This is a genomic window from Streptomyces liliifuscus, from assembly GCF_016598615.1.
GTDB lineage: Bacteria > Actinomycetota > Actinomycetes > Streptomycetales > Streptomycetaceae > Streptomyces > Streptomyces liliifuscus.
Genome location: NZ_CP066831.1, coordinates 2557845 through 2572955, shown reverse-complemented (window position 1 = coordinate 2572955; position 15111 = coordinate 2557845). Strand labels below are relative to the sequence as shown.

The window sequence follows — 15111 nt, the reverse complement described above, 5'->3', positions numbered from 1 at the left end:
GATTGATCATCGGGCGACCGATGAGTTGCGGGTCCCCGGACGGTCTGAGCTGATGACAGGACACCCCGCTTCGGAAGAAGGCACGTCATGGGCAAGCTGACCCTCACGTCCTTCATCACCCTCGACGGCGTCCATCAGGCCCCGGGCGGCCGGGACGAGGACCGTCGTGACGGGTTCGAGCACGGCGGCTGGAGTTACCCGTACGACGACGAGGACTTCGGGCAGTTCATCACCGAGGTCTTCGGCCGTGCGGGCGCCTTCCTGCTGGGCCGCCACACGTACGAGATCTTCGCCGGGTTCTGGCCGAAGGTGACCGACCCGGCCGACCCGGTCGCGGGGAAGCTCAACTCCCTGCCGAAGTACGTCGCCTCGTCGAGCATCACGCGGCCCGAGTGGGCCGGTACGACGGTGATCAGCGGCGATCTCGCCAAGGAGGTCACCGCGATCAAGGAGAACACCGGGGGCGAGCTCCAGGTCCACGGCAGCGCCGCCCTCGCCCAGTCCCTCCTCGCGCTCGACCTCGTCGACACCATGCACCTGCTGTCCTTCCCGGTCGTACTCGGCACGGGCCGCCGACTCTTCGCCGAGGGCGCCGTGCCGACCGCGTTCCGGCACACCGACGCGCGGCTCACGAGCAAGGGCGTCGCCATCCACTCGTACGACCTGGCAGGACGCCCCGAATACGGCACGTACGAGCTGCCGGAGGGGAGCGCGTAGCGGCCGGGGCGCTCCCGTGCGGGGGGCTCGTGTCGCAGGTTAACTCCCGGAAAACTCATGCGACTTGCGGGACGAAATCACCGTCCTTGACATTGACATGCCATGGTCTACGCGCGTCATGCTAGAGGGCATGAGATTCCCCCCACGCACCACTCGCATCGGCGCGCTGGTCGCCCTCACCTCCGCCCTGCTCATCGGCGGCTCCGCCACGGTTCCCGCGAACGCGGCGGTGACCGCCGTCGGCAGCATCTGCTACGGCTCGCTGCCGTCCCAGGCGCACGACACGCTCGACCTCATCGAGCAGGGCGGCCCCTACCCCTACTCCCAGGACGGCAGCGTCTTCCAGAACAGGGAAGGCATCCTGCCCTCGCAGAGCACCGGCTACTACCACGAGTACACGGTGATCACGCCCGGTTCGTCCACGCGCGGTGCGCGTCGGATCGTCACCGGGAACAGGAGCCAGGAGGACTACTACACCTCCGACCACTACGCCTCGTTCAAGCTGGTCAACTACAGCTGCTGACCGGGACGGGCCGTTCGCCGGAAGCCCGGTCCCTGCTCGTCAGGGCTTCCGGCTCTCGGCAGCCGCGAACAGCGCGAACGCCAGCACGAGCAGTGCGACGCTCCCGTAGATCTCGCGGCCGTCGAGGAAGTCGAGGCGTTGTACGAGGCCCCAGCCGCGCAGTCGGCCGGTGAACTCGTACACCAGGCCCGCCACGCCCTGAATGAGGGCGACCACACCGAGAAACTCCAGCGCCTGCTTCATACAAGGATCCTCGCCCCGCGGCCCCCCCACGATCATCGGCCGCGGGGCGAGGTACGCCCGACGGAAGTCCCCGGCCGGTTCGCCGCGGTTGCGTCCAAAGTCTGTCCCGCGACGACTTTGGTCGGTGATCGGGGAGCATGGGCGGTGCGAACGGACAACGATGCGTAGATTTGTCGACTGTGAGTGATACCGCGCCACTGCCGAAGCCCCCGCCCGTCCCAGGGCGCCGGTGGTTTCTGCCGTCGGCGGTCACCGCCGAACTCGACCCCGACCAGTCCGGCCGCAAGGGGCGTCCCAAGCGCACCGCGCGCGACTGGCTCGTCGACTTCGCCTGCTTCCTGATCGCCGTCACGGTGGGGCTGATCGGCGCGGACGAGATGTCCGGGAACACCGACATCCCGTACGCCCTGCAAGCCGTGGACCAGTGGCTCGGCGCGCTCGCCTGCGCGGCGGTCTGGCTCCGGCGGCGCTGGCCGGTCGGTCTGGCCGTGGCGATGGTCCCGGTCTGCTTCATCTCGAACACCGCGGGCGGCGCGGGCCTGGTCGCCCTGTTCACGGTCGCCGTGCACCGGCCCTTCAAGTACGCGGCCTGGACGGGCGGCGCCTCCGCGGCACTGCTTCCCCTCTTCTACTGGCTGCGCCCCGATCCCGAGGTCCCGTACGTTCTGATCGTCGCCCTCGGCTGGCTGCTGACCGCCACGGTGGTCGGCTGGGGCACGCTCGCGCGTTCCAAGCGTCAGCTCATGCTGAGCCTGCGGGACCGGGCGCGGCGGGCCGAGACCGAGTCGGCGCTGCGGGCCGAGCAGGCCCAGCGGCTGGCCCGGGAGGCGATCGCGCGCGAGATGCACGACGTCCTGGCCCATCGGCTGACCCTGCTCAGCGTGCACGCCGGGGCGCTCGAGTTCCGTCCGGACGCCCCCCAGGTCGAGGTGGCGCGGGCCGCCGGGGTGATCCGGGAGAGTGCGCACGAGGCCCTGCAGGATCTGCGGGAGATCATCGGCGTACTGCGGGCCTCCGGCGACGGCCCGGAGGAGTCCGGGCGGCCCCAGCCGACCCTCGGGGCATTGGAGGGACTGGTCTCCGAGAGCCGTGAGGCCGGGATGAAGGTCACGCTGGACAACCACGTCACGGACGCCGGCACGGTCCCCGCCTCGGTCGGCCGCACCGCCTACCGCATCGCCCAGGAGGGCCTGACCAACGCCCGCAAGCACGCCCCGGGCGCGGAGGTCACGGTCACGGTGACCGGGGCGCCGGGCGACGGTCTCACCATCTCCGTACACAACCCGCCGCCGCCCGGCGACGTGCCGCATGTCCCCGGTTCCGGGCAGGGGCTCATCGGCCTCACCGAACGGGCCACGCTCGCGGGCGGGCACTTCGAGCACGGGCCCGGGGAGGACGGCGGCTTCCGGGTGAGCGCGTGGCTGCCCTGGGGCTGAGCACGCTCACGGTCCGCGCCGGAGCGTGAGCCGGGCGCGCGGCCACGACGACCGAGTGAGGGGGCACTTCCGCCGATGAGCCGGGGAAAAGCAGAAGGTCGGGCGGAGAAGGGTCACTACGGTAAGCGCATGACTCCGATCCGTCTGCTTCTCGTCGACGACGACCCACTGGTCAGGGCCGGCCTCTCCTTCATGATGGGCGGCGCCGGCGACCTCGAGATCGTGGGCGAGGCCGCCGACGGCAGCGAGGTCGAGGCGCTGGTCGACCGCACACGTCCGGACGTCGTCCTCATGGACATCCGTATGCCGACGGTGGACGGTCTCGCGGCCACCGAACGGCTCAGGAGCCGCAAGGACGCCCCGCAGATCATCGTCCTGACCACCTTTCACGCCGACGAGCAGGTGTTGCGGGCGCTGCGCGCGGGAGCGGCCGGCTTCGTCCTCAAGGACACCCCGCCCGCGGAGATCATCGACGCGGTACGCCGGGTCGCGGCCGGCGATCCCGTGCTCTCGCCCATCGTGACCCGGCAGTTGATGGCCCACGCCGCGGGCACCTCGGCCGACATCCGGCGCACGAGTGCCCGTACGCGCGTCGCCACGCTCAACGACCGTGAGCGCGAGGTCGCCGTCGCCGTCGGCCAGGGCCGTTCGAACGCCGAGATCGGGACCGAACTGTTCATGAGTGTCGCCACCGTCAAGACGCACGTCTCCCGCATCCTCGCCAAGCTCGACCTCAACAACCGTGTGCAGATCGCCCTGTTGACGTACGACGCCGGACTCCTGGAGGAGGACGGGCACTAGCCGTCGGCCGTGGGCGTTGGAGTGGACGGAGGGGGAAGCACATGGCGGACGTGATCGATCTGGGGAAGTACGGGCCGGCTTTCACGCAGGACCCGCATCCGGTGTACGCGGAACTGCGCGCGCTCGGACCGGTCCACCGGGTGCGGTTGCCGGCACCCGACGCGCACCACGAGACCTGGCTGATCGTCGGGTACGAAGAGGCACGGGCCGCGCTCGCCGACCCCCGCCTCGCCAAGGACGGCCAGAAGATCGGCGTGACGTTCCTCGACGAGCAGCTGATCGGAAAGTACCTGCTCGTCGCCGATCCGCCGCAGCACACACGGCTGCGGTCCCTGATCGCCCGTGAGTTCACCGGGCGCCGGGTGGAGAAGCTCAGGCCGCGCGTCCAGGAGATCACGGACACCCTGCTCGACGAGATGCTGCCGCGCGGCCGCGCCGACTTCGTGGAGTCCTTCGCCTACCCGCTGCCCCTCACCGTCATCTGCGAACTGCTCGGGGTGCCGGAGATCGACCGGGCGGCGTTCCGCGCGATCTCGTCGGAGGCCGTCGCGCCGACCAGCGGGGAGAGCGAGTACGAGGCGTTCGTCCAGCTCGCCGCGTATCTCAACGACCTGATCGAGTACAAGCAGAGCGCCGGGCCCGCCGACGACCTGCTCAGCAGCCTCATCCGGACGACCGCCGAGGACGGCGACCGGCTCTCGCCGCAGGAACTGCGCGGCATGGCGTTCGTGCTGCTCATCGCCGGTCACGAGACGACGGTCAACCTCCTCGCCGGGGGCGTCCACGCGCTGCTCACCCATCCCGATCAACTCGCCGCGCTGCGGGCCGACATGACGCTGCTCGACGGTGCGGTGGAGGAGATGCTGCGGTACGAGGGGCCGGTGGAGAACGCGACGTTCCGGTACGCGGCGGAGCCGCTGTCGATCGCCGGCACGGCCGTCGGGGCGGGGGAGGCGGTGATGGTCGGCCTCACCGCGGCCGATCGCGACGGGGTCCGTTTTCCGGCCCCCGACCGCTTCGACATCCGGCGCGACGCCCGTGGCCACGTCGCCTTCGGCCACGGCATCCACTACTGCCTGGGCGCCCCGCTGGCCCGCCTGGAGGCCCGAGTGGCACTCCGCGCCTTGCTCGACCGCTGCCCCGACCTGGCCCTGGACGGCCCGGCGGGCGACTGGCTCCCGGGAATGCTGATGCGCGGGGTACGAACCCTGCCGCTCCGATGGGGATGATTCTCGCCCCCGCCGCCCTTACCCGTCCCATCCCTGGGGGCTCCGCCCCCAGACCCCCGTATCGGCCTGAACGGCCTCGTCCTCAAACGCCGGACGGGCTGAAGTTGTCGGCCCGGGCCGCGAAGTATTCAGCCCCTCCGGCGTTTGAGGAGCGGGGGTTCGGGGGCGGAGCCCCTGAGTAAGGGACGGGAATGGGTAGGGGCGGCGGGGGCGAGGAAAACCCCTCAGTCCCGCGCCCCCGCGATCTCCCCAAGACGCACCACGCGGCGCTCGCGCCGAGACAACTCGCACGCCTCGGCAATCCGCAACGCCTGCAACGCCTCACGCCCGTCGCAAGGATTGGCCCGCTCCCCCCGCACGACCTCGACGAACGCATGCAGCTCCGCCTCGTACGCGGGCCCGAACCGCTCAAGGAACCCGGTCCACGGCTTGGTCGCGGCAGGCGGCCCGGCCGGCTCCGTGGAGGCGATCGGCGTCCGGTCGTCGAGCCCGACCCCGATCTGGTCCAGCTCACCGGCCAGCTCCATGCGCACGTCGTACCCTGCGCCGTTGAGCCGGGTCGCCGTGGCGGAGGCGAGCGTGCCGTCGTCCAGGGTGAGGACGGCCGCGGCCGTGTCGATGTCGCCAGCGTCGCGGAACATCGAGGGCCCGGCGTCCGAGCCCATCGCGCACACCTCGGTGACCTCGCGGCCCGTCACCCAGCGCACCATGTCGAAGTCGTGCACCAGCGTGTCCCGGTACAGGCCGCCGGACAGGGGCAGGTAGGCGACCGGCGGCGGGGACTGGTCGGAGGTCATGGCGCGCACGGTGTGCAGCCGCCCCAGCGAGCCGGAGCGCACCGCCTCCCGCGCGGCCGTGTACCCGGAGTCGAAACGCCGCTGGAACCCCATCTGCAGGATCGTTCCGGCAGTCTCGACCTCCGCGATCGCCGTTAACGTGTCCCTCAGGTCGAGGGCGATCGGCTTCTCGCAGAACACCGGAAGCCCGGCCCTTGCTGCCCGACCGATCAGTTCGCCGTGTGCTGAGGTCGCGGCCGTGATGACCACGGCGTCCACGCCCCAGGTGAAGATCTCGTCCACACCGGGTGCCGCCGTGGCGCCCAAGCGGTCCGCGAGCCTACGGGCGCGTGCGGTGTCCGCGTCCGTGACGATGAGAGAGCCGCCGACCTCGCGGTGCCGGCTGAGGGCGGTCGCGTGAAATGTACCAATTCGACCCGTCCCGATGAGTCCGATGCGCATGGGACCAAACTGAGGGCGGACCCTACACCCTGTCAACGCTTTGTCCGGACAATCGAACTTCACAACTTCCCGTCATCACCCCCCGGAGCTACGCTCGGCCCCGTGCCCAAACCAGACGTGGACCCGACCGTGCCGCTTCAGCTCAGCGTCGACCGGAACAGCCCGGTGCCGCTGTACTTCCAGCTGGCCCAGCAGCTCGAAGCGGCGATCGAGCACGGCGCCCTGACTCCGGGCAGCCTGCTGGGCAACGAGATCGAGCTCGCCGGACGCCTCGGCCTGTCCCGGCCCACGGTCCGCCAAGCCATCCAGTCACTGGTGGACAAGGGCCTTCTCGTACGCCGTCGAGGCGTCGGCACGCAGGTCGTGCACAGCCAGGTCAAACGGCCGCTGGAGCTGAGCAGCCTCTACGACGACCTGGAGGCCGCCGGCCAGCGCCCGGCGACCCATGTCCTCGTCAACACCGTCGTCCCGGCGTCGGCCGAGGTCGCCGCGGCCCTCTCGGTGGCCGAGGACAGCGACGTACACAGGGTCGAGCGGCTGCGCCTGGCCCACGGCGAGCCGATGGCGTACCTCTGCAACTACCTGCCGCCCGGACTCCTCCCCCTGGACAGCTCGCAGCTGGAGGCCACCGGTCTGTACCGGCTGATGCGTGCCGCGGGCATCACCCTGCACAGCGCCCGCCAGTCCGTCGGCGCCCGCGCCGCCACGCTCGAAGAAGCCGAGCGCCTCGGCGAGCCCGCGGGGGCCCCGCTGCTCACCATGCAGCGCACCACATTCGACGACACGGGCCGAGCCGTCGAGTTCGGCACCCACACGTACCGCGCCTCGCGCTATTCCTTCGAGTTCCAGCTGCTCGTACGCCCCTGACCGCGCAGATCCCTGACCGCGTACGCCCCTGACCTCGTACGACTCGGCGTGCCCCGCAGGCGCGCCAGGGGCGCCGGGATGTGCTCCCGCGGTACCCGCCGTCCGAACGGGTGATCGCCGTGTCCGATACTTGGTAGATCCATGTATCGGCATCAAGAAGGGCACGGCTTCGTGGCACGGTTTCGGACCTGGGTCGGCATCGCGGTGGCAGGGGCGCTCGGCGCGTCCCTGGCCGGGTGCAGCAGTACCGGCGGCAAACGCGCCGAGGACGCCCGCGAGGCGGCGTCCGCCCAGGGCAGGGCCGCGGTCGACACCCCCCGCTGGACCTTCGCGATGATCACGCACTCGGGTGACGGCGACACGTTCTGGGACATCGTCCAGAACGGCGCCGAGCAGGCCGCGGTCAAGGACAACATCAAGTTCCTGTACTCGCACGACGACGAGGCCCAGCAGCAGGCGCAGCTCGTCGACGCCGCCGTGGACAAGCGCGTCGACGGCATCATCGTCACGCTCGCCAAGCCCGACGCCATGAAGGCCGCCCTCGCGCGCGCCACGAAGGCCGGCATACCCGTGATCACCGTGAACTCCGGCTCCGCGGAGTCCAAGGCGTTCGGCGCGCTCACCCACATCGGCCAGGACGAGACGATCGCCGGCGAGGCCGTGGGCGAGGAGCTGAACCGCCGTGGCCGGAAAAAGGCCCTCTGCGTCCTCCACGAACAGGGCAACGTCGGCCACGAGCAGCGCTGCGCGGGAGTCGCCAAGACCTTCGACGGCACCGTGCGGAACCTGTACGTCGAGGGCACCGACATGTCCGCCGTACAGGCCTCCATGGGCGCCAAGCTCCAGGCCGACCGGTCCGTGGACGCGGTCGTCACTCTCGGCGCCCCCTATGCCGACACCGCCGTGAAGGCCAGGCAGGACGCGGGCAGCGAGGCCGAGATCGACACCTTCGACCTCAACGCCAAGGTGGCGGCCTCGCTCAGGGACGGCACCCTCGGCTTCGCCGTCGACCAGCAGCCGTACCTCCAGGGCTACGAGGCCGTCGACCTGCTCTGGCTCCACAAGTACAACGCCGACACGCTGGGCGGCGGCAGGCCCGTCCTCACCGGACCGCAGATCATCACCAAGGACCGGGCCGCCGAGCTGGAGCAGTACGCGGAGCGGGGGACCCGATGACCGCGACGGCCCTCACGGCGGACGAACGGCTCCTGCGGACCTCGCCGCTGCGCAGGCTGCTCGGCCGCCCCGAACTCGGCTCGGTGGTCGGCGCGCTCGCCGTCTTCCTGTTCTTCGCGCTGGTCGCCGACAGCTTCGTACGGGCGGCCGGGCTGAGCACCGTCCTGTACGCGGCCTCCACGATCGGCATCATGGCGGTGCCCGTGGCGCTGCTGATGATCGGCGGCGAGTTCGACCTGTCCGCGGGCGTCATGGTGACGTCGTCCGCGCTGATCTCCTCGATGTTCAGCTACCGGATGACCGCGAACGTCTGGGTCGGCGTCTGCGTCTCGCTCCTGGTCACCCTCGCCATCGGCTTCTTCAACGGCTTCATGCTGACCCGCACCGGGTTGCCCAGCTTCATCATCACGCTCGGCACCTTCCTGATGCTGACCGGCATGAACCTCGGCTTCACCAAGCTCATCAGTGGCACGGTCTCCACGAAGACGATCGCCGACATGGAGGGCTTCGCGTCCGCCAGGGCCGTCTTCGCCTCCGTCCTCACGATCGGCGGAGTCGACTTCAAGATCACCATCCTGTGGTGGCTCGGTCTGGTGGCCCTCGCCTCCTGGATCCTGCTGCGCACCCGCGTCGGCAACTGGATCTTCGCGGTCGGTGGCGGAAAAGAAGCGGCCCGCGCGGTCGGCGTCCCGGTCGACAGGACCAGAATCGGCCTCTACATGGGGGTCTCTTTCGCCGCCTGGATCGCCGGACAGCACCTGCTCTTCTCCTTCGACGTCGTCCAGTCCGGAGAGGGCGTCGGCAAGGAGCTGACGTACATCATCGCGGCCGTCATCGGCGGCTGTCTGATCACCGGCGGCTACGGCTCCGCCATCGGCTCGGCGGTCGGCGCGCTGATCTTCGGCATGACCGACAAGGGCATCGTGTTCGCCGAGTGGAACCCCGACTGGTTCAAGTTCTTCCTCGGAGCGATGCTGCTCCTCGCGACCCTGCTCAACGCCTGGGTCCGCAAGCGCGCGGAGGCCACGAAATGACGCACGCGACGGAAACGACCGGGACGCCGCCGGCCACCCGGCGTGCGGCCCTCGTCGAGCTCGACGACGTCAGTAAGTACTACGGCAACGTCCGCGCCCTTGAGGGTGTCTCGCTGGAGGTCCACGCGGGCGAGATCACTTGTGTCCTCGGTGACAACGGAGCCGGCAAGTCGACCCTGATCAAGATCGTCGCGGGGCTGCACCAGCACGACGCCGGCACCTTCCGCATCGAGGGCGAGGACGTCCGTCCGGCGTCCCCGCGCGAGGCCCTCGACCGCGGGATCGCCACGGTCTACCAGGACCTCGCCGTCGTGCCCCTGATGCCGGTCTGGCGCAACTTCTTCCTCGGCTCCGAGCCGCGGAAGGGCAGGGGCCCCTTCAAGCGCCTGGACGTCGACCTCATGCGCAGGACGACCCACGCGGAACTCCTGCGCATGGGCATCGACCTGCGCGACGTCGACCAGCCCATCGGCACCCTCTCGGGCGGCGAGCGCCAGTGCGTGGCCATCGCCCGCGCCGTCCACTTCGGCGCCAAGGTCCTGGTCCTGGACGAGCCCACCGCCGCCCTCGGGGTGAAGCAGTCCGGCATGGTCCTCAAATATGTGGCCGCCGCACGTGACGCGGGCCTGGGTGTTGTCTTGATCACCCACAACCCGCATCACGCCTACCTCGTGGGCAACCGCTTCGTCCTCCTCAAGCGCGGCACGATGACCGGCAGCCACACACGCGAGGAGATCACCCTGGACGAACTGACCCGCCAAATGGCGGGCGGCACGGAGCTGGACGACCTGCGCCACGAGCTGGAGAACTCCGCACCCTAGGGTGCCCCTCCAGGGGCGCGGGGCTGTATCGATGTGCGGCTCCACCACGTGGGCGCGACCAGCCACGGACGTCCCGCGGACAGCGAACGACCGGCAGCACTCCAGGGCGGCTCCGAGCGAGGCGAGGGACGCCGCCGTGCAGTCAAACCCCCACGTGCGGCAGAATCGGCGCGATGAGCACCTACCGCGACCTCGCACTCCCCAGGGCGCTCGGCTCCGCCAGAGCCGCGGGCGCCCCCATCGGCTCCCGCCGGGCCACCGTCCTGCGCACCGTGGGCACACGCGAGCGCCGTTCACACCTGACGGCGCCGCGCGTTCCCACCGTCGGCATCGACATCGGCGGTACGAAGGTGATGGCGGGAGTCGTCGACGCGGACGGCAACATCCTGGAGAAGGTCCGCACCGAGACCCCCGACAAGTCCAAGAGCCCCAGGGTCGTCGAGGACACCATCGTCGAGCTGGTCCTGGACCTCTCCGACCGGCACGACGTGCACGCGGTCGGCATCGGCGCGGCCGGCTGGGTCGACGCGGACCGCAACCGCGTCCTGTTCGCGCCCCACCTGTCGTGGCGCAACGAGCCCCTCCGGGACCGCATCTCGGGCCGCCTCGCCGTGCCCGTCCTGGTGGACAACGACGCCAACACCGCCGCCTGGGCCGAGTGGCGCTTCGGCGCCGGCCGCGGCGAGGACCACCTCGTCATGATCACGCTGGGCACCGGGATCGGCGGCGCGATCCTGGAGGACGGCCAGGTCAAGCGCGGCAAGTTCGGTGTCGCCGGCGAGTTCGGCCATATGCAGGTCGTGCCCGGCGGCCACCGCTGCCCGTGCGGCAACCGCGGCTGCTGGGAGCAGTACAGCTCGGGCAACGCACTGGTCCGCGAGGCCCGCGAGCTCGCCGCCGCGGACTCCCCGGTGGCGTACGGGATCATCGAGCACGTCAAGGGCGACATCTCCGAGATCACCGGCCCGATGATCACCGAGCTGGCCCGCGAGGGCGACGCCATGTGCATCGAGCTCCTCCAGGACATCGGCCAGTGGCTCGGCGTCGGCATCGCGAACCTCGCGGCGGCCCTGGACCCCTCCTGCTTCGTCATCGGCGGCGGCGTCAGCGCGGCCGACGACCTGCTGATCGGCCCGGCCCGCGACGCCTTCCGACGGCATCTGACCGGCCGCGGCTACCGCCCCGAGGCCCGGATCGCCCGCGCCCAGCTCGGCCCCGAGGCCGGCATGGTCGGCGCCGCGGACCTCGCCCGGCTCGTCGCCCGCCGCTTCCGGCGCGCCAACCGGCGCCGGGTGGAGCGCTACGAGCGGTACGAGCGCTACGCCGAGTCGCGCCGCTCCGCCCAGGACTCGCTGTGACGGCCTCGCTGCCGCGTCAGGCCTCGCCCCCGGACGAGCCACCGCGGCCGACCGAGGACCGCGGCCACATGATCCGCCGCCGCTCCCTGACCCTGCTGATCATCGTGCTGCTCATCGGTGTCCCGGCCGGCTACCTGGTGATCTCCGCCAACCAGAGCCGCGACAGCGGCAAGGACAAGGAGGAGAAGTACTCGGCGACCGGCCTCACCCCGGGCTGGCCCTCACGCGTCCAGCGCCGCCTCTACCGGATCCCCATCCCGGGGTCCTCGGCCGAGGTCGCGTACTACGAGACGAACAACTGGAAGACCAGCCGTCTCTACGTCCAGTTCCTCACCAGCGACAAGGGCCTCGACAAGTTCCTCAAGACCATCGGCACCAGCCGTGGAGCCCTGAAGAAGAACGACGTCGCCATCGGCGCCCGCGACCGGCGGGTCGTCGGCTGGGAGTTCACCGGCCCCGGCCCCTGGTCGGGTCTCACCCACGCCCAGAAGAACCCGACGCCCACCCAGGACATCGTCGTGGACTGGTCGAAGCCCGGTCACCCCATGGTCTACGTGGTCTCCAGAACGACACCCTGACCCGCCTCGCTCCGCCGCCGAGCCGCGTTGTCAGACCCGGCCCGTAGAGTCGAAGACGGGTGATCCGACCAGGGCGGGTCGTCGAGTCGGACAGGGGTGAGGGAGGTGGCCGGGAGCATGAGCGTGGCGCAGACGCGTGCCGCTGTCGGCACCGAGCCCGAGGTGTCCGTGCGGCTGGCCGCCGTCTTCCTGCCCGCCGCCCTGCCGCGCGACGGCCGGATCGCCTTCTGGGACCCGGACGGGGACGCACCGCTGCCGGGCCCGGACACCGAGCTCACGGTCGTACGGAGGCACGGCGCGGGCGTCCGAAGGGGATCGGTGCCCGCGCTGACGTTGCCGGTCGTCGAGGCGCTGCCGCTGCTCGTGCGGGCCCGGCGGGACCCCGCCGCACATCCCGCCACGGCCTGCTGGGGCGCCGCCGCACTGCACGCCCTGCGCCTCGTCGCGCGCGGTCGGCTGCTGCCCGGCCTGACGCCCGACGGCTACGACGCCTGGCGGGCCGGTCCCCTGGACCCGGACGACATCGCCCACCTCAGGGCGGTGGCGGCCTCTCTTCCGTACGAGGGACACGCAGTACCCCTGCCGGGCCGGGGCCCGCTCCAGTTGCCCGACCGGGAGGCGCTGACGCGCGCCTTCGTGGACGCGGTCGCCGACGCACTGCCCCGCACCGCCGCCGCGCCGTATGCCACCGGGAAACCCTTCGCAGCGAGCGGTCCCCAGCGGCTGCCGGGCGCCCAGGACTGGGCGGCGGAGGTCGCCGCGGGCATGGACGCAGGGGTGCGGATCTCGCTGCGCCTTGACCTGTCGGCGTACGAGCTCTTCGACGACAGCGAGAACGCGCGGCGCGCGGGCGCGGCCGTCGTCCAGGTGCACAGCCTCGCCGACCCCACCCTCGTGGTCGACGCGGCGGCCCTGTGGGCGGGTACCGCCGACACGGCGTTCGGACCGCGTGCCCAAGTGGACGCCGCTCTGGCCGTGCGCCGCGCGGCCCGCGTCTGGCCGCCCCTGGACCGGCTGTCCGCACAGGACGTGCCGGACGTACTGGCGCTGTCCGAGGACGAGTTGTCGGACCTGCTCGGCGTCGCCGCGACCCGCCTCGGCGCGGCCGGAGTCGCCGTGCACTGGCCCCGCGACCTCGCCCAGGACCTGAGCGCGGCGGCGGTCGTCCGTCCCGCACCGGGCTCGGCCACGGACGGCACGGGCTTCTTCGAGAGCGAGGAACTGCTCCAGTTCCGCTGGCAGTTGGCGCTCGGCGGCGACCCGCTCTCCGAGGCCGAGATGGACCAGCTCGCCGAGGCACACCGCCCTGTGGTGCGACTGCGGGACCAGTGGGTGCTCGTCGACCCGGCCCTCGTCCGCAAGGCACGCAAGCGTGAACTGGGTCTGCTCGACCCGGTCGACGCCCTCTCCGTGGCGCTCACCGGCACCGCGGAGGTCGACGGCGAGACGGTCGAGGCGGTGCCGGTCGGCGCGCTGGCCGTACTGCGGGACCGCCTCACGGCAGGATTGCGCCCCGCCGAACCACCGCCCGCCCTGAAGGCCACCCTCCGCGACTACCAACTCCGCGGACTGGCCTGGCTCGACCTCATGACCTCGCTCGGCCTCGGCGGCTGCCTCGCCGACGACATGGGCCTCGGCAAGACCGTCACCCTCATCGCCCTCCACCTGAAGCGGGCGCGCCCCGAGCCGACCCTCGTCGTCTGCCCGGCCTCGCTGCTCGGCAACTGGCAGCGGGAGATCGAGCGGTTCGCCCCCGGCGTGCCCGTGCGCCGCTACCACGGGCCTGGCCGGTCCCTGGAGTCCCTGGAAAACGCGGACGGCGGGTTCGTCCTCACCACCTACGGGACGATGCGGTCGACGGCACCGCAGCTCTCCGGCCAGAAGTGGGGCATGGTCGTCGCGGACGAGGCCCAGCACGTCAAGAACCCGTACTCGGCGACGGCCAAGGCCCTGCGGACGATCGGCGCACCGGCCAGGGTCGCCCTGAGCGGCACCCCCGTCGAGAACAACCTCTCCGAACTGTGGGCCCTGCTCGACTGGACGACCCCCGGACTGCTCGGCCCGCTGAAGTCCTTCCGCGCCCGGCACGCGCGCGCGGTGGAGAACGGCGAGGACGAGGAGGCGGTGACCCGCCTCGCCCGGCTGATCCGGCCCTTCCTCCTCCGCCGCAAGAAGTCCGACCCCGGCATCGTCCCCGAACTGCCTCCCAAGACGGAGACGGACCACCCCGTCCCCCTCACCCGTGAACAGGCCTCCCTGTACGAAGCCGTGGTCCGCGAGTCGATGCTGGCGATCGAGACCACCGACGGCATCGCCCGGCGCGGCCTGGTCCTCAAGCTCCTCACCGCGCTCAAGCAGATCTGCGACCACCCCGCGCTGTACCTGAAGGAGGACACCGGCGGGCACCCCGGCGGCGGAGGGGCCTCCCGCCAGGCCGCCCGCTCCGGCAAACTCGCCCTCCTGGACGAGCTGTTGGACACGCTGCTCGCCGAGGACGGCTCGGCGCTCGTCTTCACGCAGTACGTGGGCATGGCCAAGCTGATCACCCACCACCTTGAGGCCCGCGCGGTCCCCGTCGAACTCCTCCACGGGGGTACGCCGGTGGCCGAGCGCGAGCACATGGTCGACCGATTCCAGAGCGGGGCGACGCCGATCCTGGTCCTCTCCCTCAGGGCCGCCGGCACGGGCCTCAACCTCACGCGCGCGGGCCATGTCGTCCACTTCGACCGCTGGTGGAACCCCGCCGTGGAGGAGCAGGCCACCGACCGCGCCTACCGCATCGGCCAGACCCAGCCCGTCCAGGTCCACCGCCTCATCACCGAGGGCACGGTGGAGGACCGCATCGCCGAGATGCTCGCCTCCAAGCGGGCCCTGGCCGACGCGATCCTCGGCTCCGGCGAGGCCTCCCTGACAGAACTGACCGACCGCGAACTGTCCGACCTGGTCTCGCTGAGGAGGTCGGCGTGATGTCTTCGACGGATGGGCCGGACGGGCCGGGTCGACCGGATTGGCCGGATGGGCCGGATGGGCTGGATCGACCGGATGGGCCGGATCGGCGGGACCAGCCGGGACAGAGGGATCGGCCGGGGC

At 71.3% G+C, this 15111-nt stretch carries 14 protein-coding genes; 12 read left to right on the top strand and 2 right to left on the bottom strand.

Annotated elements, in window-relative coordinates; translation table 11 throughout:
• Window positions 1-87 precede the first annotated feature (87 nt).
• Both JEQ17_RS10930 and JEQ17_RS10925 read left to right on the top strand, forming a co-directional pair.
• Window positions 88-717, top strand: coding sequence for a dihydrofolate reductase family protein (locus tag JEQ17_RS10930; RefSeq protein WP_200395056.1), 630 nt, complete (start codon window positions 88-90; stop codon window positions 715-717).
• 130 nt (window positions 718-847) lie between these two features.
• Window positions 848-1240 carry a ribonuclease domain-containing protein gene (locus tag JEQ17_RS10925; protein WP_200395055.1) on the top strand — a complete coding sequence of 131 codons (393 nt, stop codon included), beginning with the start codon at window positions 848-850 and terminating at the stop codon, window positions 1238-1240.
• 39 nt (window positions 1241-1279) lie between these two features.
• Here the strand turns inward: JEQ17_RS10925 and JEQ17_RS10920 are convergent, their stop codons facing one another.
• Window positions 1280-1483 carry a hypothetical protein gene (locus tag JEQ17_RS10920; protein WP_200395054.1) on the bottom strand — a complete coding sequence of 68 codons (204 nt, stop codon included), beginning with the start codon at window positions 1481-1483 and terminating at the stop codon, window positions 1280-1282.
• Between the two features lie 179 nt (window positions 1484-1662).
• Between JEQ17_RS10920 and JEQ17_RS10915 the strand changes: the two genes are divergently transcribed.
• The 3 genes from JEQ17_RS10915 (at window position 1663) to JEQ17_RS10905 (ending at window position 4949) form a co-directional block, all read left to right on the top strand.
• Window positions 1663-2919, top strand: a complete 1257-nt coding sequence (locus tag JEQ17_RS10915; protein WP_234048149.1) for a sensor histidine kinase — start codon at window positions 1663-1665, stop codon at window positions 2917-2919.
• Window positions 2920-3048: 129 nt separating this feature from the next.
• The gene (locus tag JEQ17_RS10910) at window positions 3049-3720 is read left to right on the top strand and encodes a response regulator transcription factor (RefSeq protein WP_200395052.1); all 672 of its coding nucleotides are present in this window, start codon (window positions 3049-3051) and stop codon (window positions 3718-3720) included.
• A 41-nt stretch (window positions 3721-3761) separates the two neighbouring features.
• Window positions 3762-4949 carry a cytochrome P450 family protein gene (locus JEQ17_RS10905; protein ID WP_200395051.1) on the top strand — a complete coding sequence of 396 codons (1188 nt, stop codon included), beginning with the start codon at window positions 3762-3764 and terminating at the stop codon, window positions 4947-4949.
• Window positions 4950-5173: 224 nt separating this feature from the next.
• Here the strand turns inward: JEQ17_RS10905 and JEQ17_RS10900 are convergent, their stop codons facing one another.
• Entirely contained in the window at window positions 5174-6187 is a 1014-nt protein-coding gene (locus JEQ17_RS10900; RefSeq protein ID WP_200395050.1) for a Gfo/Idh/MocA family protein, read from the bottom strand.
• Between the two features lie 129 nt (window positions 6188-6316).
• Between JEQ17_RS10900 and JEQ17_RS10895 the strand changes: the two genes are divergently transcribed.
• The 7 genes from JEQ17_RS10895 (at window position 6317) to JEQ17_RS10865 (ending at window position 14988) form a co-directional block, all read left to right on the top strand.
• Window positions 6317-7054 carry a GntR family transcriptional regulator gene (locus JEQ17_RS10895; RefSeq protein ID WP_200401432.1) on the top strand — a complete coding sequence of 246 codons (738 nt, stop codon included), beginning with the start codon at window positions 6317-6319 and terminating at the stop codon, window positions 7052-7054.
• Between the two features lie 171 nt (window positions 7055-7225).
• Window positions 7226-8230, top strand: coding sequence for a sugar ABC transporter substrate-binding protein (locus JEQ17_RS10890; RefSeq protein WP_200395049.1), 1005 nt, complete (start codon window positions 7226-7228; stop codon window positions 8228-8230).
• Entirely contained in the window at window positions 8227-9264 is a 1038-nt protein-coding gene (locus tag JEQ17_RS10885) for an ABC transporter permease (RefSeq protein ID WP_200395048.1), read from the top strand. The genes JEQ17_RS10890 and JEQ17_RS10885 overlap by 4 nt, the downstream gene beginning before the upstream one ends.
• A complete protein-coding gene (locus JEQ17_RS10880) occupies window positions 9261-10085 on the top strand; it encodes an ATP-binding cassette domain-containing protein (protein ID WP_200395047.1) in 825 nt (274 codons plus the stop codon). The genes JEQ17_RS10885 and JEQ17_RS10880 overlap by 4 nt, the downstream gene beginning before the upstream one ends.
• A gap of 173 nt (window positions 10086-10258) precedes the next feature.
• The gene (locus JEQ17_RS10875) at window positions 10259-11443 is read left to right on the top strand and encodes an ROK family glucokinase (RefSeq protein WP_143641028.1); all 1185 of its coding nucleotides are present in this window, start codon (window positions 10259-10261) and stop codon (window positions 11441-11443) included.
• Window positions 11440-12021 (top strand): sugar kinase, encoded by a 582-nt coding sequence (locus tag JEQ17_RS10870; protein WP_200395046.1) that lies wholly within the window; start codon window positions 11440-11442, stop codon window positions 12019-12021. The genes JEQ17_RS10875 and JEQ17_RS10870 overlap by 4 nt, the downstream gene beginning before the upstream one ends.
• Window positions 12022-12138: 117 nt before the next feature.
• The gene (locus tag JEQ17_RS10865; RefSeq protein ID WP_200395045.1) at window positions 12139-14988 is read left to right on the top strand and encodes a DEAD/DEAH box helicase; all 2850 of its coding nucleotides are present in this window, start codon (window positions 12139-12141) and stop codon (window positions 14986-14988) included.
• Window positions 14989-15111 lie beyond the last annotated feature (123 nt).

Coding starts and splice junctions, on each gene's coding strand:
- JEQ17_RS10880 (WP_200395047.1), top strand. CDS start 9,261: ATGACGCACGCGACGGAAACGACCGGGACGCCGCCGGCCACCCGGCGT.
- JEQ17_RS10920 (WP_200395054.1), bottom strand. CDS start 1,483: ATGAAGCAGGCGCTGGAGTTTCTCGGTGTGGTCGCCCTCATTCAGGGC.
- JEQ17_RS10865 (WP_200395045.1), top strand. CDS start 12,139: ATGAGCGTGGCGCAGACGCGTGCCGCTGTCGGCACCGAGCCCGAGGTG.
- JEQ17_RS10875 (WP_143641028.1), top strand. CDS start 10,259: ATGAGCACCTACCGCGACCTCGCACTCCCCAGGGCGCTCGGCTCCGCC.
- JEQ17_RS10925 (WP_200395055.1), top strand. CDS start 848: ATGAGATTCCCCCCACGCACCACTCGCATCGGCGCGCTGGTCGCCCTC.
- JEQ17_RS10900 (WP_200395050.1), bottom strand. CDS start 6,187: ATGCGCATCGGACTCATCGGGACGGGTCGAATTGGTACATTTCACGCG.
- JEQ17_RS10905 (WP_200395051.1), top strand. CDS start 3,762: ATGGCGGACGTGATCGATCTGGGGAAGTACGGGCCGGCTTTCACGCAG.
- JEQ17_RS10930 (WP_200395056.1), top strand. CDS start 88: ATGGGCAAGCTGACCCTCACGTCCTTCATCACCCTCGACGGCGTCCAT.
- JEQ17_RS10885 (WP_200395048.1), top strand. CDS start 8,227: ATGACCGCGACGGCCCTCACGGCGGACGAACGGCTCCTGCGGACCTCG.
- JEQ17_RS10910 (WP_200395052.1), top strand. CDS start 3,049: ATGACTCCGATCCGTCTGCTTCTCGTCGACGACGACCCACTGGTCAGG.